The following is a 17107-nucleotide window of genomic DNA, read 5'->3' on the forward strand; positions in this document are numbered from 1 at the left end:
AACGCCCGAGATGATTTCCCTGCGCGGTCCCGCACCGCGTGCCGAGACCGCGCTCTGCCGGGATCGGCGGCAAGCGCGCCAGCGAAAGGGACTTCCATGAAACTCAAGTTCATCGCCGCCTGCCTCACCCTCGCCTGCACAGCCCCGCTTCCCGCCTTCGCGCAAGGCAGGCCCTGCGGCGACCGCGACGCCATCGTGGACCACCTGCGCGACCGCTTCGGCGAGGAACGGGTCAGCGCCGGGCTCAGCGCCAGCAACGGCATTCTCGAGGTCTTCGTCTCGGCCACGACGGGAAGCTGGACCATCCTGGTGACCACCCCGGCCGGCCAGACCTGCCTGGTCGCCGCCGGCGAGGCGTGGGAGAATGCCCCCCTGCCCGCCGGGATCACCGGTCAGCCGGCCTGACCGGCCCCTGGAATCGCACGACAATGCGGGCCGGCCCGGGACTCCATCCCGGCCGGCCCTTTCGCAGGCGCAAAGCAGAACTCTTGCGGCCCCTTCGTTTTGGCTTTACCCCAAGCCCCCGACAGTAACGTCAAGGGGAGAGACATCCATGGCACGAGCGAAGATCGCACTGATCGGGGCGGGCCAGATCGGGGGAACGCTGGCGCATCTCGCCGCGTTGAAGGAACTGGGCGACGTCGTCCTGTTCGACATCGCCGAGGGCATCCCGCAGGGCAAGGCGCTCGACATCGCCGAAAGCGGCCCGGTGGACAAGTTCGACGCCACGCTGAAAGGCACCAACGACTATGCCGACATCGCGGGTGCGGATGTCTGCATCGTCACCGCCGGCGTCGCGCGCAAGCCCGGGATGAGCCGCGACGACCTGCTCGGCATCAACCTCAAGGTGATGAAATCCGTGGGCGAGGGCATTGCCCAGCACGCGCCCGACGCCTTTGTCATCTGCATCACCAACCCGCTCGACGCGATGGTCTGGGCGCTCCGCGAGTTTTCGGGCCTGCCCGTCGAAAAGGTCTGCGGCATGGCCGGCGTGCTGGACAGCGCGCGCTTCCGCCACTTCCTCGCCGAGGAGTTCGAAGTGTCGGTAAAGGATGTGACCGCCTTCGTCCTGGGCGGCCACGGCGACACCATGGTGCCGCTGACCCGCTACTCCACCGTCGCCGGCGTCCCGCTGCCCGACCTGGTGAAGATGGGCTGGACCAGCCAGGAAAAGCTCGACGCGATCGTGCAGCGCACCCGTGACGGCGGCGCCGAGATCGTGGGCCTGCTCAAGACCGGCTCGGCCTTCTACGCCCCGGCCGCCTCGGCGATCGAGATGGCGGAAGCCTATCTCAAGGACCAGAAGCGGGTGCTGCCCTGCGCCGCGAACCTGACCGGCCAGTACGGCGTCAAGGACATGTATGTCGGCGTGCCGACCGTGATCGGCGCCGGCGGCATCGAGCGGGTGGTCGAGATCGAACTCAACAAGGACGAGAAGGCCATGTTCGACAAGTCCGTCGACGCTGTTAAGGGCCTTGTCGAGGCCTGCAAGGGAATCGATCCGACCCTCGCCTGACGGGTTCGGCGCTTGTTCGCCGACCACACGCCAATATGTGATCACATAATTTTTTAGTGTGATCACAAAACGCAGGAACCGCCCGGATTCCCCGTGAATCCGGGCGATTTCCTTTGCACAGTCCATTTTCAGCGCCTATGGGGGTCAAAAAGGAACGCCCGGGGCGCTCTGTCCGGCCACACCGGCCGCGCAAGGGCCCGTCCCGGGACAGGACGAAAGGGACCGGCGAGACATGAACATCCACGAGTACCAGGCCAAGCAGCTGCTGCGCGACTACGGCGCGCCGGTATCGGATGGCCGCGTCGTCACGCGCGCCGAGGAAGCCAAGACCATGGCCAGCGAACTCGACGGCCCGCTCTGGGTGGTCAAGGCGCAGATCCATGCCGGCGGCCGCGGCAAGGGCCACTTCAAGGAAGCCTCCGCCGGCGAAAAGGGCGGCGTGCGGCTGACGAAGTCGGTCGAGGAAGCGGCCGAGCAGACCCAGAAGATGCTGGGCCGCACCCTTGTCACCCACCAGACCGGCCCGGCCGGCAAGCAGGTCAACCGCATCTACATCGAGGACGGATCGGGCATCGACACCGAACTGTACCTCGCGCTGCTGGTGGACCGCAAAACCTCGCGCATCTCCTTCGTCTGCTCGACCGAGGGCGGCATGGACATCGAGGAGGTGGCCGCCAACACCCCCGAAAAGATCCTCAGCTTCTCCGTCGACCCCGCTTCCGGCATCTCGGCATTTCACGGCCGCCGCGTCGCCTTTGCCCTGGGGCTCCAGGGCCAGCAGGTCAAGCAGTGCGTGCAGCTGGTGAACACCCTCTACCGCATGTTCGTCGAGCGCGACATGGAGATGCTGGAAATCAACCCCCTGATCGTCACCGACAAGGGCGACCTGAAGTGCCTCGACGCCAAGATGGGCTTCGATTCGAACGCGCTCTACCGCCAGCCGCAGATCCTGTCGCTGCGCGACGAGACCGAAGAGGATCCCAAGGAACTGGCCGCGTCGAAGTTCGATCTGAACTACATCGCCCTCGACGGCGAGATCGGCTGCATGGTGAACGGCGCGGGCCTTGCGATGGCCACCATGGACATCATCAAGCTCTACGGCGCGGAACCCGCCAACTTCCTTGACGTGGGCGGCGGCGCGACCCGCGAAAAGGTCACCGAGGCGTTCAAGATCATCACCAGCGATCCCAACGTGAAGGGCATCCTCGTCAACATCTTCGGCGGCATCATGCGCTGCGACGTCATCGCCGAGGGCGTGATCGCCGCGGTCCGCGAAGTCGGCCTCAAGGTGCCGCTGGTGGTCCGCCTCGAGGGCACCAATGTCGAGAAGGGCAAGGAGATCATCGGCGCATCCGGCCTCGACGTGATCGCGGCCGACGACCTCGCCGACGCCGCTGCCAAGATCGTGAAGGCCGTGAAGGGCTGATCCCCGCCCAAGCGCCCGGGCGGGTCTTGCACCCGCCGACCGACAACACCAGATGGAGGCCCCGATGGCCGTACTCGTCAACGAAAACACCAAGGTGATCTGCCAGGGCCTGACCGGCGCCCAGGGCACCTTCCACTCCGAGCAGGCGATCGCCTACGGCACGAAGATGGTCGGCGGCGTGACCCCCGGAAAGGGCGGCTCGACCCATATCGGCCTGCCCGTCTTCGACACCGTGGCCCAGGCGCGCGAGGCGACCGGCGCCAACGCGACCGCGATCTACGTCCCGCCCCCCTTCGCCGCCGACGCCATCCTCGAGGCGATCGACGCCGAGATGGACCTGATCGTCTGCATCACCGAAGGCATCCCCGTGCTCGACATGATGAAGGTGAAGCGCACGCTCCAGGGCTCACGCTCGATCCTGATCGGGCCGAACTGCCCCGGCATCATCACGCCCGACGCGTGCAAGATCGGCATCATGCCCGGCCATATCCACAAGCGCGGCTCGGTCGGCGTCGTGTCCCGCTCGGGCACGCTGACCTACGAGGCCGTGAAGCAGACCACCGACGCGGGCCTCGGCCAGTCCACCTGCATCGGCATCGGCGGCGACCCGATCAAGGGCATGGAGCATATCGACGCGCTCGAACTGCTGCTGGGCGACCCCGAGACCGAGTCGATCATCATGATCGGCGAGATCGGCGGCTCGGCCGAGGAAGACGCCGCGCAGTTCATCAAGGACGAACGCAAGGCCGGCCGCTCCAAGCCCATCGCCGGCTTCATCGCGGGCCGCACGGCGCCTCCGGGCCGCCGCATGGGCCATGCCGGCGCCATCGTCGCCGGTGGCAAGGGCGGTGCCGATGACAAGATCGAAGCCATGAAATCCGCCGGCATCGTGGTCGCCGACAGCCCCGCCGGGCTGGGCGCGGCGATGCTCAAGGCCCTTGGCCGCTAGACGGACGAAAGGACGCGGGCTGACGTCATGAGGATGGCCTGCCATGAACCCGGCGCATCGCGCCCGGCCCCCGAACGGTCCGCCCCCTGTCACGGGGGGCGACCCTGATGGTCCTTGTAAGCCACGACCGCATGTTCGTTTTCATCAAGACGGGAAAGACCGCCTCCACCTCGGTCGAGATGTATCTCGAACGCTGGTGCCGGCCGCCGGGGGCCCGCATCACGGAACGCACGCGCCAGCACCGCAGCCGTCACGGCATCGTCGGCGCCCGGATGACCGGGAAGCCCTCGCGCCTCGGTCGCTGGCTGCATCCCTGGCGCAACCACATGAGCGCGACCGAGATCCGCGACCGGCTGGGCCGCGACCGCTGGGGCGCCTATGCAAAGATCACCTCGATCCGGAACCCCTTCGACAAGGCGCTGTCGCAATACCTGTGGCACACCCGCCTGCCAGAGCCCCGCGACCTGCACGAGGCGGCAGCCTTCCGCCCTGCCTTCACGGCGCATCTGCGCGCTTATCCGGGGCTGACGGATCACCACACGCTGCATGTCGACGGCGCCTACGCGCCGGACCTGACCATCCGATACGAGCATCTCGCGCAGGATCTGTCCGATGTCTGCGCCCGGCTCCACCTCCAGTGGGAGCCGGACCGACTTGCCGTGACCAAGCGCACCCGCGACGGGCGGTTGCCGCTGGACGCCTTCTACGACGACGAGGCCGCGGCGATCGTGCGCGACCGCTACGCCTGGATCTTCGACCGTTTCGGCTATGCCGCCGACCCAGCGACGCCGCTTCCGGCGCCGCATCATGACATCACAGGAGCCGCGTGATGACAGACCAGTCCCCGAACGACGCCTTCCATTCCTCGTCCTTCCTGCAGGGCCACAACGCGGCCTTCATGGAACAGCTATACGCCCGCTACGCCGATGACCCGCAGGCCGTCGACGAAAGCTGGCGGCGCTTCTTCGCCGGTCTCGCCGATGCCGAACTCGACGTGAAGCGAGAGGCGCAGGGCCCCTCCTGGGCGCGCCGCGACTGGCCGCCGGTGCCCTCGGACGAACTGACCGCCGCGCTGGACGGCCAGTGGGCCGAACCGCAGAAGCAGGGCGAGAAGATCGCCGCCAAGGCCGCCGAGAAGGGCGTCACCCTCAGCGCCGACCAGATCCGCAAGGCGGTCACCGACAGCCTGCGCGCGCTCATGCTGATCCGCGCCTACCGCATCCGCGGCCACTTGGCCGCCGATCTCGACCCGCTGAAGCTGACGGACCCCACCGACCATCCCGAGCTGGACCCGAAATCCTACGGCTTCACCGATGCCGACATGGACCGGCCCATCTTCATCGACATGGTGCTGGGGCTGGAAACCGCGTCCCTGCGCGAGATCCTGGCGATCCTCAAGCGCACCTATTGCGGCACCTTCGCGCTGCAATACATGCACATCTCGGACCCCGAGCAGGCAGCCTGGCTGAAGGAACGCATCGAGGGTTACGGCAAGGAGATCGCCTTCACCCGCGAGGGCCGGAAGGCGATCCTGAACAAGCTGGTGGAGGCCGAGGGCTTCGAGAAGTTCCTCCACGTCAAGTACACCGGCACCAAGCGCTTCGGCCTCGATGGCGGCGAGGCGCTGATCCCCGCGATGGAACAGATCATCAAGCGCGGCGGCAGCCTGGGCGTGACCGAAATCGTCATCGGCATGCCGCACCGCGGCCGCCTCTCGGTGCTCGCCAACGTGATGGGCAAGCCCTATCGCGCCATCTTCAACGAATTCCAGGGCGGCAGCTTCAAGCCGGACGAGGTCGAGGGCTCCGGCGACGTGAAGTACCACCTGGGCGCCAGTTCGGACCGCGAGTTCGACGGCAACAAGGTGCACCTGTCGCTGACCGCCAACCCCTCCCATCTCGAGGCGGTGAACCCCGTGGTGCTGGGCAAGGCCCGCGCCAAGCAGGAACAGCTGCACGACACCGACCGCCGCGCCGTGCTGCCCGTGCTTCTGCATGGCGACGCGGCCTTCGCGGGCCAGGGCGTGGTGGCGGAATGCTTCGGCCTGTCTGGGCTGAAGGGCCACCGCACCGGGGGCACCATCCATATCGTGGTGAACAACCAGATCGGCTTCACCACCGCGCCGATGTACTCGCGTTCATCGCCCTATCCCACCGACATCGCCCTGATGGTCGAGGCGCCGATCTTCCACGTCAACGGCGACGACCCAGAGGCCGTGGTCCATGCCGCCAAGGTGGCGACCGAGTTCCGCCAGAAGTTCGGCCGCGACGTCGTCATCGACATCTTCTGCTATCGCCGCTTCGGCCATAACGAGGGTGACGAGCCGATGTTCACCCAGCCCCTGATGTACAAGGCGATCAAGGGCCACAAGACCACGCTCCAGCTTTATACCGAGCGGCTGGTGCGCGACGGGCTGATCCCCGAGGGCGAGATCGAGGACATGAAGGCCGCCTTCCAGGCCCGGCTGAACGAGGAGTTCGAGATCGGCAAGGACTTCCGCCCGAACAAGGCGGACTGGCTGGACGGCCGCTGGTCGCACCTGAACAAGCAGGGCGAGAAATACCAGCGCGGCAAGACCGCCGTGCCGATGGAGACGCTCAAGGAAGTCGGCACCGCCCTGACCCGCCTGCCCGACGGCTACAAGCCGCACAAGACGGTCGAGCGCATCCTCGAGGCCAAGCGCCAGATGATCGAGACCGGAGAGGGCATCGACTGGGCCACCGCCGAGGCGCTGGCATTCGGCACGCTGCTGACCGAGGGCTACCCGGTCCGCCTGTCGGGCCAGGATTCGACGCGCGGCACCTTCTCGCAGCGCCATTCCGGCATCATCGACCAGGAAACCGAGGAACGCTACCTGCCGCTCAACCACATCAAGCCGGGCCAGGCCACCTACGAGGTGGTCGACTCGATGCTGTCGGAATACGCGGTGCTGGGCTTCGAGTACGGCTATTCCCTGGCCGAGCCCAACGCGCTGACCCTGTGGGAGGCGCAGTTCGGCGACTTCGCCAACGGCGCCCAGATCATGATCGACCAGTTCATCTCCTCGGGAGAGAAGAAGTGGCTGCGCATGTCGGGCCTGGTGATGCTGCTGCCCCACGGCTACGAAGGCCAGGGCCCCGAGCATTCGTCGGCCCGGCTGGAGCGCTATCTCCAGGCCTGCGCCGAGGACAACTGGATCGTCGCGAACTGCACGACGCCGGCCAACTACTTCCACATCCTGCGCCGCCAGCTGCACCGCAGCTACCGCAAGCCGCTGGTCCTGATGACGCCGAAATCGCTGCTGCGCCACAAGCTGGCGGTGTCCAGGCTCGACGAGATGTCGAACGGCTCCAGCTTCCACCGCGTGCTGTGGGATGACGCGCAATACGGCAATTCCGGCCTCCAGCTGAAGGATGACGAACAGATCCGCCGCGTCGTGATCTGCTCGGGCAAGGTCTATTACGACCTGCTGGAAGCCCGCGACGCGCAGGGGCTGGACGATGTCTACCTGCTGCGGCTTGAACAGTTCTACCCCTTCCCGGCGCAGAGCCTGGTGAAGGAGCTGAAGCGCTTCAAGGCGGCGGAAATCGTGTGGTGCCAGGAAGAGCCCAAGAACCAGGGCGCCTGGACCTTCGTGGAGCCGAACCTCGAATGGGTTCTCACCCGGATCAAGGCGAAGTGGAAGCGCCCGGCCTATGCGGGCCGCTCCGCCGCCGCCTCTCCGGCGACCGGCCTCGCGAAAAGCCACAAGGCACAACAGGACGCGTTGGTGAACGACGCGCTGACCGGACAGAAGGACTGAGAACGACATGGCCGAGATTCGCGTGCCCACCCTGGGCGAAAGCGTCACCGAAGCGACGGTGGCGACCTGGTTCAAGAAGCCCGGCGACGCCGTCGCGGTGGACGAGATGCTGTGCGAGCTGGAAACCGACAAGGTGACCGTCGAGGTGCCCTCCTCGGTCGCCGGCGTGCTGGACGAGATCGTGGCCAAGGAAGGGGAAACCGTCAGCGTGGACGCCCTTCTCGCCACCGTGCGCGAGGGCGCCGAGGCCGCGGCACCCAAGCCCGAGGCGAAGCCCGCCGCCGGGGAAGCGCCCGCAAAGGGGGGTGAAACCGTCGATGTCATGGTTCCCGCGCTGGGCGAAAGCGTCAGCGAGGCGACCGTTTCCACCTGGTTCAAGAAGCCCGGCGATACCGTGGCCGCCGACGAGATGCTGTGCGAACTGGAAACCGACAAGGTCTCGGTCGAGGTGCCCTCGCCCGCCGCGGGCGTCCTGTCGGAAATCCTCGCGGATGCCGGCGCGACGGTGCAGGCCGGCGGCAAGCTGGCCGTGATCGCCTCGGGCGAAGGCGCAGCCGCCGCCCCCGCGCCGAAAGCCGCCCCGGCCGAGGCGCCCGCCGCCGGCACGAGTGCGTCGCGCGACATCGAACACGCCCCCTCCGCCCGCAAGCTGATGGAAGAGAAGGGCCTCAAGCCGGGCCAGGTCGAGGGCACCGGAAAGGACGGACGGATCATGAAGGAAGACGTGCTGCGCGGCCCGGCCGCCAAACCCGCCGCAGCCCCCGCGCCCGAACCGGCGTCGGTCCCGCGCGCCCCGGTCCCGGCCGAGGACGCCTCGCGCGAGGAACGCGTCAAGATGACCCGCCTGCGCCAGACCATCGCCCGGCGCCTGAAGGACAGCCAGAACACCGCCGCCATGCTGACCACCTACAACGAGGTGGACATGTCCGGCGTCATGGGCCTGCGCAGCGAGTACAAGGACCTGTTCGAGAAGAAGCACGGCGTCAAGCTGGGCTTCATGTCCTTCTTCGTGAAGGCCTGCTGCCACGCGCTCTTCGAGGTGCCGGAAGTCAACGCCGAGATCGACGGCACCGACATCGTCTACAAGAACTACGTCCACATGGGCGTGGCCGTGGGCACGCCCTCGGGCCTGGTGGTGCCGGTGCTGCGCGACGCGCACCAGATGGGGTTTGCCGCGATCGAGAAGAAGATCGCCGAACTGGGCGTGCGCGCCCGCGACGGCAAGCTGTCGATGGCGGAAATGCAGGGCGGCAGCTTCACCATCTCGAATGGCGGCGTCTACGGCTCGCTGATGTCCTCGCCGATCCTGAACCCCCCGCAGTCGGGTATCCTCGGCATGCACAAGATCCAGGATCGTCCCGTGGCGGAAAAGGGCCAGGTCGTCATCCGCCCGATGATGTATCTCGCGCTCAGCTACGATCACCGCATCGTGGACGGCAAGGGCGCCGTGACCTTCCTCGTGCGCGTGAAGGAGGCGCTCGAGGATCCGCGCCGCCTGCTGATGGATCTGTGATCCGATGGCGGACGACCGGCTTTCCCGCATCCGGGAGGACGAGGCGAAACTGGCGGAACATACCCGCAAGAGCCTTGTCTTCTGGGCCGTCCGCTGGGCCATCGCAGGCACCGGCGCCGTGGCGATCGTCGTGTTCACCGGCGATCACCACTGGCTGCTGCCGGCTGCGGCGGCCATCGCCGGCGTGTCGCTGGGCGTGATCCTTGTCGGCGCCTCGGGCAACCGCAAGCGGCTGGCCCGTGCCCGCGCCGAAGCCGAGGGCCGCGCGCACGACTGACCCCGCCCACCGAATATCCAATCCGAGAAACCCTTGGCTTTTCCACGGGCCGCCCATGGCATAGGCTGGCCCGAACCGTCAGAACCGGAGGTAACACCCATGGCCAGCTATGATGTCATCGTGATCGGCGGGGGCCCCGGCGGCTATGTCTGCGCGATCCGATGCGCGCAACTCGGGCTCAAGACCGCCTGCATCGAGGGGCGCGGCAGCCTGGGCGGCACCTGCCTGAACGTGGGCTGCATCCCCTCGAAGGCGATGCTGCACGCCTCTGAACTATACCACGAGGCGCACACCCATTTCGAGGAAATGGGCATCAAGGGCGCCAAGCCCACCGTCGATCTGCCGCAGATGCTGACCTACAAGCAGTCCACCGTGGACAACAACACCAAGGGCATCGAGTTCCTGTTCAAGAAGAACAAGGTCGACTGGCTCAAGGGCTGGGGCAAGCTTGCCGGCAAGGGCCGGGTCGAGGTGGACGGCGAGGTGCACGAGGCGAGGCACATCGTGATCGCCACCGGCTCCGAGGCGGCCACGCTGCCGGGCGTCGAGGTGGACGAGAAGCGGATCGTCACCTCCACCGGCGCGCTGGAGCTGAAATCCGTGCCGAAGCGGCTGGCGGTGATCGGCGCCGGCGTGATCGGGCTGGAACTGGGCTCGGTCTATGCCCGGCTCGGGTCGGAGGTGACGGTGATCGAGTATCTCGACGTCATCACCCCGGGCATGGACGGCGAAGTGCAGAAGACCTTCCAGCGGATGCTGAAGAAGCAGGGCCTGAACTTCGTGATGGGCGCGGCCGTGCAGGGCGTGAAGACGGCCAAGGACAGCCTGACCGTCACCTACAAGGCCCGCAAGACCGACACGGAGTCCACGCTCGAGGCCGATGTCGTGCTGGTCGCCACCGGCCGCCGCCCCTTCACGAAAGGACTGGGTCTGGAAGAGGTGGGCGTCGAGATGACGGAACGCGGCCAGATCCGCACCGACGGGCATCTCGCCACCAGCGTTCAGGGCATCTGGGCGCTGGGCGACGTGGTCGCGGGCCCGATGCTCGCCCACAAGGCCGAGGACGAGGGCATGGCCGTGGCAGAGCGCATCGCCGGACAGGCGGGCCATGTGAACTACGAGGTGATCCCCAGCGTGATCTACACCGCCCCCGAGGTCGCCGCCGTCGGCAAGACCGAGGAACAGCTCAAGGAAGAGGGCCGCGCCTACAAGGTGGGCAAGTTCCCCTTCATGGGCAACGCGCGCGCCAAGTCGCATTTCCAGGCCGACGGCTTCGTCAAGATCCTGGCCGACAAGGACACCGACCGGGTGCTGGGCGCCCATATCATCGGCCCGATGGCAGGCGACCTGATCCACGAGATCTGCGTGGGCATGGAATTCGGCGCCGCCGCCGAGGACATCGCCCGCACCTGCCACGCGCATCCCACCTTTTCGGAAGCGGTGCGCGAGGCGGCGCTGGCCTGTGGCGACGGGGCGATCCACGCCTGAGGCCCGGTCCCGTGGCAGGCCTCGGATGCCTCCGGCGGGGATATTTGAAGAAAGTGGAAGACTGGGGCCCGCGGCATGTCCGTGGGCCTTTTTCGTTTCAGCTGAGCAGCATCCTGAGCCCTGAGGTCACGTCGGCCCGGACCGCCAGCCGCAGCCCCGGCTCGTCGCCGGCGCGCAGCGCGCCCAGGATCTTGCGGTGGCTTTCGGTCACCGCGCGGCGCCGGTCGGCCGAGTAGAGCGCCCGCATCGAGGGGCCGAGTTGCAGCCACACCGTCTCGACCAGGGCCAGCATCGCGGGGGCCTGCGCCCGCAGATACAGGTTGCGGTGGAACTCCTGGTTCAGCCGCACATAGGCGACCGCGTCACCGCTGCCCAGCACGCCATCGATCTGGTCGTTGATATCCGCCATCCGGTCGATCAGCGCGCCATGCGCGCGCGGCAGGGCGCGGGCCGACAGCTCCGGTTCCAGAAGCGCGCGCAGGGCGGCGAGTTCCTCGATCCGGTCGTTGCCCAGCACCGGCGTCGTGATCCGCCCCGAGCTTGAGAGTTTCAGCGCCCCTTCCGCGGCAAGCCGGCGCACCGCCTCGCGCGCGGGCGTCATCGACACGCCGAAATCGGCCGCGATGCCCCGGATCGTCATGGCCTGGCCGGGCAGCAGGATGCCATGCAGGATGCGGGTGCGCAGCCGGCGGTAGACCTGCTCGTGGGCAGGGGTGCGGCTGTCGCCGCGCTCCACCTCTCCGCCATCGGGGGCGGGCATATTTCGGACCGAATTCGCGGGCATGATGCGTGTCAAGAATCACCGAGGCATTTGAGCGTATCGAGTATCATGTTGGCTTTCCGGGGTGCATTATGTCTCAATTCTACTCCGATCTCCTGTCATGGGCGACCGTGGGCCTTGCCGCCGGCGCGATTTCCCTCGACGGCCTCAGCCTGTCGCCGGCCGGGCGCGGCGACGCGCCGATCCTGGTGGCCGCCGCTGGCGACACCACCACCCGCGCCATCCTGCGCGAGGCCGCCGCCCGCGCCGCAGCCCCGACGGCCCCCGCGCCCATCCCCCGGGCCCGGCTCGAACGGGTCACATTCACCGTCCTCGACGGCCCGGACCTGGGCAGCCTGACCAGCGGACTCGACCGTCCCCGCCCCGCCGAGGGGCGTGTGACCGGCGCATCGGTCAACCTGCGCAGCGGACCCGGCACCGGCTTTCCCGTGATCGGCCGCGCCGCGGGCGGCGACACGCTGCGCATGCGCGGGGCCCGCGACGGCGACTGGATCGGCGTCCTGCTGCCCGAAACCGGGGAAGATGCCTGGATCCATGCGGGCCTGTTCCAGCCGCAGGCCGAATGAACCGCCTCAGAACCGCCAGGCATGCAGGCTGGCGCCATTGGCGCGCAGCCAGTCGCGCGGGCGCTCATAGCCGGGAAACAGGCCCTCCACCACCCGCCAGTAGGCCGGCGAATGGTTCATCTCGGCCAGGTGGGCCACCTCGTGGGCGACGACGTAGTCCATCACCTCTGCCGGGGCCAGGATCAGCCGCCAGGACAGCATGATCGCGCCCTCGGCCGTGCAGGAGCCCCAGCGCGAGCGGGGATCGCGCAGCGTCAGCCCCCTGTGCGGGCGACCCAGCCGCGCGCTGTGGTGGTCGAGCCGTGCGACCATCCGCGCCCGCGCCTCCTCGCGCAGCCAGACCAGCGTGCGGCGCGCGAACACCGCGCCTTCGCCGGGCACCTCCAGCGCGTCGCCCACCCGCCGGGCGCTGCGCCCGCGCCCCCGGAGCAATGTCAGCTCTTCACCCGCGACCGGAAGCAGGGTGCCGGGGGCGACATTCGGCTGCACGGGACGCTCGGCGCGGCGTTCCTCGATCCACCACAGGTGCTGGTCCAGGAAGCGCCGGATATCCGCGGCCGGCGTGCGCTGCGGCACGGTCAGGGTAAAGCCGCCGGTGGCATGGGACATGCGCAGCGTAAGCCGCCGCGCCCGGGCAGAGCGGCGGATCTCCACCTCGCGCAGCAGATCGGCCGGGGCCGCAGGGGACAGCGCCTGCGCCCCGTCGCTCACGCGGTCCCGACGCTGGCCAGCACCGGGCGCCGGCGTTCGCCGCCCGCGGCATGGGCCCGGATGAAATCGCGCACCCGCGGCTGGATCTCTCCGCGCCAGCGCGAGCCGTTGAAGACGCCGTAATGCCCGACCCGCGCCTGGACGTAATGCGCCCGCATCGCATCGGGCAGGCCGGTCACCAGGCGGTGCGCCGCCTCGGTCTGGCCAAGGCCGGTGATGTCGTCCTTTTCCCCCTCGATGGTGAGAAGCGCGATATCGCGGATCGCGGCCGGCTCCACAGCCAGGTCGCGGTGCCGGTAGCGCCCGGTGGCCAGCAGCCGCTTCTGGAACACCCGCTCGATGGTCTGAAGGTAGAATTCCGCCGTCAGGTCCATCACCGCCATGTACTCGTCGTAAAAGCGCCGATGGCTGGCGGTGCTTTCCCCGTCTCCGCGCACCAGGTTCGTGAAATGCTGCACATGGGCGTCCGTGTGCCGGTCGAGGTTCATCGCCATGAAGCCCGACAGTTGCAGGAAACCCGGATAGACCCGCCGCAGGAAGCCCTTGTTGGGCCAGGGCACGGTCAGGACGACATTTCGCTCGAACCAGCTGAGCGGGTTCTGCATCGCCAGCTCGTTCGGCTTCTTGGGGTTGCAGGCGGTGTCGATGGGCGAACCCATCAGCGTCACCGAAGAGGGCCGCGCCGGATCCTCGTCCATCGCCATCAGGCTGGCCGCCACCAGCATCGGCACGCCGGGCTGGCAGACCGCCATCACCGCGGGCCGCGCGCCGTCGCCCTCGGCCGCCAGGAACTGGCAGAACTCGATCAGGTATTCGGTATAATCCTCCAGGTCGAAATGCCCCTCGGTCACCGGCACCTCGCGCGCGTCGATCCAGTCGGTGACATAGACGTCATGCTCGGGCAGCATCGCCTTGACCGTGCCGCGCAGCAGCGTCGCGTAATGCCCCGACATGGGTGCTATGACCAGCACCTTGGGATCGCGGCGCGCTTCGACCGCCTCGCCCTCGCGGACGAAACGGATCAGGTCGCAGAAGGGCAGCTGCAGGACCACTTCCTGCCGGACCGGCACCGTCTCGCCGCCCACCACCGTCTCGTCCAGGCCCCAGTCCGGCTTGCCGTAGCGCCGCGTGGCCGAGATGAACATCTCGCACATCGCGGCCGAGGTCCGCGCCCCGTAGGTTTCGGCGAAGGGGTTGAACGGGCTCAACAACATCTCGCGGCTCATGCGGGCCGCACTTCGCATCGGAGAAATCGCCGCGTGCGTCATTTCATACGCATGATACAGCATGTCTGCTCGTCCCGGTTGTTATTTTCTTTCGCGGAACCTAGTCCCGTTCCCGCACTGCATCAAGGCAATTCGCAAATGCAACGGGGATTGCCCGCGGCTGTGTGGATAAGGCTTTGACAAGCGGATTTCCTTGTGGCACGGGACGATTTTCCGAAAGCCCAAGGCAGGAGAGCCCGATGCCCAAGGACGAGTGGGGCGTAAAACGCCTGTGCCCACAGTGCGACACCAGGTTCTACGACCTGCAGCGCGATCCGATGACCTGTCCCAGCTGTGGCGCGGTCTTCGATCTCGAAAGCCTGATGTCGCGCAAATCCTCCAGCGCCCGCGCCGAGCGCCGGGAAGAAAGCCGCGCCGCCGCCGCGACCGAGACCGACGACGCCGTCGTGCTGGATGACGAGGAAGAGGGCGCGGATGTCGACATCGACGACGAACTGCTCGAAGCCGATGACGACGACGACAATGTCGATCTCGATGACCTGGCCGACGTTCCGGACAACGACGACGAAGCCTGATGCGAAAGCGCGCGGGCAGTTCATTTTTCCTCTTGAACTGCCCAAGGCCCGCCCATAGAAGGGCGGTGCTTCGCGGCCGGGCCGCGACTCTGGGGCCATAGCTCAGTTGGGAGAGCGCTTGCATGGCATGCAAGAGGTCAGGGGTTCGACTCCCCTTGGCTCCACCAGACCCCTCCTTTCGACAGGCGAGGACTTGACGGGCCCCGCGCGCGGGCGCGGGTTCGGCCTATGCTGTCGCCGTGATCGGACCCCGTCCGGCACCCTGGCGTGACGGCCGGCACTCCCGCATCCTTGCGGTGGCGCGGCTTCCGGTTGCGGGCAAGGTGCCAGACGCTTGCCATACGCGTGCCATACACTTTCCAGACGCCGTTTTCGGCCCTCAGCGCGGCGGCGTCAGCCAGGCGGCCCCCCGCACGCCGGAACTGTCGCCATGCATGTTGGGCACCAGCCGCGTGTTGAACTTGTCGCCAAAGACATGCGGCCGGATCAGCGGCGGCACCGTCTCGTAGAAGCGATCGACATTGGACAACCCGCCGCCCAGCACGATCACGTCGGGGTCGAGCACGTTGATGATCACAGCCAGCGACCGGCCCAGCCGGTCCTCGAACCGCTGCAGCGTCTCCTCGGCCGCCGAATCGCCCTGCCTGGCCAGTGCGATCACCTCAGGCGCCGATGGCCCGTCCTTGGGGTCGATCCCCAGCCTGCGCGCATGGTCCGCGGCCAGGCTCGGCCCGGACAGCCAGGCCTCGGTGTGACCGGGACGGCCGCAGGAACACAGGGGGCCCGGGCGCTCGTCGTCGCATGGATCGGGCAACGGAATATGGCCCCACTCGCCGCCGATGGCGTTGATCCCCTCGATCAGCCGGCCCTCGACCGCGATGCCGCCGCCGACCCCGGTGCCGAGGATCGCGCCGAACACCACTTTCGCCCCCGCCCCCGCGCCGTCCACCGCCTCGGACAGCGCAAAGCAGTTGGCGTCGTTCGCAACCGCCACGGGACGGTCCAGCGCCGCCCGCAGATCGCCCCTCAGGTCGCGTCCGTGAAGCCAGACCGAATTGCCCATCGAGACATGCCCCGTGTCGCGATCGACAGATCCGGGAACGCCTATTCCCACGGTCTCGGCACGCTGGCCCGCCTCTGTCTCCAGCCGCTGCATCAACTCCCGGATCGCCGAGATCCCGCCCTCGTAATCGAACCGCGGCGTCGGCACCCGCCCCTGGGCCAGCGTCCGCCCGGCCTCATCCAGCGCGATACCGGCAATCTTGGTGCCGCCGTAATCGAAGCCTATGCGCATGAATGTCCCTCTGCCGTTTGCCGTCGTGGACGCGGCATATATAAGAACCCGATCTCTCCGACCGATAAAGAGTTGCCCGTGCCCCGCAACCGCCCCCTGACGAGAACGATGGTCAGCCTTGGTACCCGGCTCATCAATGGCTCACGTCTGGCACATGCGCAAGACTGGTGGCCCGGACTGGCGATCTCCGAGGACCGGACGCACCTTGTCTATCGCGCAGGTCCGTCTGCGACCTGCTGCCGGCGGATGTCCTGGGGCAGGTGATCGAAAGTGCCGTGACGATCATAGGCTCGGGTCCGTCGCTACGCGACCAGCGGATCGAGGCCCTCGGGCCGGAACCTGCGGTCTGCCTTAACGGCGCAATAAGCCTGCGCGACAGGCTGGCCGGCCCCGTCATGCTGGCGGTGGAGGATGAGCGCTTCGTGTGGGCGCACCTCGACATGATGCGTGACTGCCTGAACCAAGACGATATTTGCCTGTTCTCCACCTCGGTGCTGCGCGCCCTGTGCGAGCAGGACATCAGCTGGCTGTCGCAGCGACGGGTCGTGCATGTGGACAACCTGCGGAAACCCTACCGGCAGCCCCGGCGGAGCATTGCGGATATCGCCAAGAACGCCTTCATCCTGAGCGATGGACAGGCAGCGCTGTCACGCTCACCCGGCATGGGCGTCGTCCCGGCGGGAAGCGTTGCGGTGACCGCACTCCAATTCGCCATGGCGTCCGCCCGGAGGATCGGGGTGGCCGGCGTCGATCTGCGCAACGCGGATGCGCCGCGCTTCTACGAAAAGCCGGGCGCCACCGCCTGGTCGGGGATCGCCGACGCCGCCGACCGCGTTACCGCGCATTTCGCGCTGGCGGCTACTGTGGTAGAAATCGAATGCTATTCCCCCGTCTCCGCGCTGATCGACGCCGGAATTCCTTACGTCGCGCGACTGGAAAGGGGGGCGCCGCCGTGCTGAACGCTGTTCTTCTGAACGATACAACGCCGGACAATCACCACGGCT

Annotated in this window: 16 protein-coding genes and 1 tRNA gene; 13 read left to right on the forward strand and 4 right to left on the reverse strand. The window is 67.6% G+C overall.

Annotation, left to right across the window (positions count from 1 at the left end; genetic code table 11):
• Nucleotides 1–96 precede the first annotated feature (96 nt).
• From HMH01_RS00615 to lpdA, 9 genes are all read left to right on the forward strand, one after another.
• A complete protein-coding gene (locus tag HMH01_RS00615; protein WP_171321472.1) occupies nucleotides 97–405 on the forward strand; it encodes a hypothetical protein in 309 nt (102 codons plus the stop codon).
• Nucleotides 406–553: 148 nt separating this feature from the next.
• Nucleotides 554–1516 (forward strand): malate dehydrogenase, encoded by a 963-nt coding sequence (gene mdh, locus HMH01_RS00620; RefSeq protein ID WP_171321474.1) that lies wholly within the window; start codon nucleotides 554–556, stop codon nucleotides 1514–1516.
• A 232-nt stretch (nucleotides 1517–1748) separates the two neighbouring features.
• Nucleotides 1749–2942 carry an ADP-forming succinate--CoA ligase subunit beta gene (gene sucC / locus HMH01_RS00625; RefSeq protein WP_171321476.1) on the forward strand — a complete coding sequence of 398 codons (1194 nt, stop codon included), beginning with the start codon at nucleotides 1749–1751 and terminating at the stop codon, nucleotides 2940–2942.
• Between the two features lie 64 nt (nucleotides 2943–3006).
• Nucleotides 3007–3891, forward strand: coding sequence for a succinate--CoA ligase subunit alpha (gene sucD, locus HMH01_RS00630; protein ID WP_171321478.1), 885 nt, complete (start codon nucleotides 3007–3009; stop codon nucleotides 3889–3891).
• A gap of 131 nt (nucleotides 3892–4022) precedes the next feature.
• On the forward strand, nucleotides 4023–4721 hold the full coding sequence (locus HMH01_RS00635) for a hypothetical protein (protein ID WP_171321480.1): 699 nt from the start codon (nucleotides 4023–4025) through the stop codon (nucleotides 4719–4721).
• Nucleotides 4721–7672, forward strand: coding sequence for a 2-oxoglutarate dehydrogenase E1 component (locus HMH01_RS00640; protein ID WP_171321482.1), 2952 nt, complete (start codon nucleotides 4721–4723; stop codon nucleotides 7670–7672). Before HMH01_RS00635 ends, HMH01_RS00640 begins: the two co-directional genes overlap by 1 nt.
• A 7-nt stretch (nucleotides 7673–7679) precedes the next feature.
• Nucleotides 7680–9185, forward strand: a complete 1506-nt coding sequence (odhB, locus tag HMH01_RS00645; RefSeq protein WP_171321484.1) for a 2-oxoglutarate dehydrogenase complex dihydrolipoyllysine-residue succinyltransferase — start codon at nucleotides 7680–7682, stop codon at nucleotides 9183–9185.
• A 4-nt stretch (nucleotides 9186–9189) separates the two neighbouring features.
• Nucleotides 9190–9462 carry a hypothetical protein gene (locus HMH01_RS00650; protein ID WP_171321486.1) on the forward strand — a complete coding sequence of 91 codons (273 nt, stop codon included), beginning with the start codon at nucleotides 9190–9192 and terminating at the stop codon, nucleotides 9460–9462.
• Between the two features lie 99 nt (nucleotides 9463–9561).
• A complete protein-coding gene (lpdA, locus tag HMH01_RS00655; RefSeq protein WP_171321488.1) occupies nucleotides 9562–10950 on the forward strand; it encodes a dihydrolipoyl dehydrogenase in 1389 nt (462 codons plus the stop codon).
• Nucleotides 10951–11047: 97 nt separating this feature from the next.
• Here the strand turns inward: lpdA and HMH01_RS00660 are convergent, their stop codons facing one another.
• Complete coding sequence (locus HMH01_RS00660) at nucleotides 11048–11710, reverse strand: GntR family transcriptional regulator (protein WP_246237249.1); 663 nt, start codon at nucleotides 11708–11710, stop codon at nucleotides 11048–11050.
• A gap of 92 nt (nucleotides 11711–11802) precedes the next feature.
• Here HMH01_RS00660 and HMH01_RS00665 point away from each other — a divergent pair, with 92 nt between their 5' ends.
• Nucleotides 11803–12297 carry an SH3 domain-containing protein gene (locus HMH01_RS00665; RefSeq protein WP_171321492.1) on the forward strand — a complete coding sequence of 165 codons (495 nt, stop codon included), beginning with the start codon at nucleotides 11803–11805 and terminating at the stop codon, nucleotides 12295–12297.
• A gap of 6 nt (nucleotides 12298–12303) precedes the next feature.
• Here HMH01_RS00665 and HMH01_RS00670 read toward each other — a convergent pair whose 3' ends face one another.
• A complete protein-coding gene (locus tag HMH01_RS00670; RefSeq protein ID WP_343035112.1) occupies nucleotides 12304–13008 on the reverse strand; it encodes a M48 family metallopeptidase in 705 nt (234 codons plus the stop codon).
• Entirely contained in the window at nucleotides 13005–14297 is a 1293-nt protein-coding gene (locus HMH01_RS00675) for a polyhydroxyalkanoate depolymerase (protein ID WP_171321494.1), read from the reverse strand. Before HMH01_RS00675 ends, HMH01_RS00670 begins: the two co-directional genes overlap by 4 nt.
• 176 nt (nucleotides 14298–14473) lie before the next feature.
• Here HMH01_RS00675 and HMH01_RS00680 point away from each other — a divergent pair, with 176 nt between their 5' ends.
• Nucleotides 14474–14809: a TIGR02300 family protein gene (locus tag HMH01_RS00680; RefSeq protein WP_171321496.1), complete on the forward strand. Its 336-nt coding sequence runs from the start codon at nucleotides 14474–14476 to the stop codon at nucleotides 14807–14809.
• Nucleotides 14810–14900: 91 nt separating this feature from the next.
• Nucleotides 14901–14976, forward strand: a tRNA-Ala gene (locus HMH01_RS00685).
• Nucleotides 14977–15188: 212 nt separating this feature from the next.
• Here the strand turns inward: HMH01_RS00685 and HMH01_RS00690 are convergent.
• Complete coding sequence (locus HMH01_RS00690; RefSeq protein WP_171321498.1) at nucleotides 15189–16103, reverse strand: ROK family protein; 915 nt, start codon at nucleotides 16101–16103, stop codon at nucleotides 15189–15191.
• 260 nt (nucleotides 16104–16363) lie between these two features.
• Here HMH01_RS00690 and HMH01_RS00695 point away from each other — a divergent pair, with 260 nt between their 5' ends.
• Nucleotides 16364–17062 carry a glycosyl transferase gene (locus HMH01_RS00695; RefSeq protein WP_171321500.1) on the forward strand — a complete coding sequence of 233 codons (699 nt, stop codon included), beginning with the start codon at nucleotides 16364–16366 and terminating at the stop codon, nucleotides 17060–17062.
• Nucleotides 17063–17107: the final 45 nt, after the last annotated feature.

The organism is Halovulum dunhuangense, assembly GCF_013093415.1.
Taxonomy (GTDB): domain Bacteria; phylum Pseudomonadota; class Alphaproteobacteria; order Rhodobacterales; family Rhodobacteraceae; genus Halovulum; species Halovulum dunhuangense.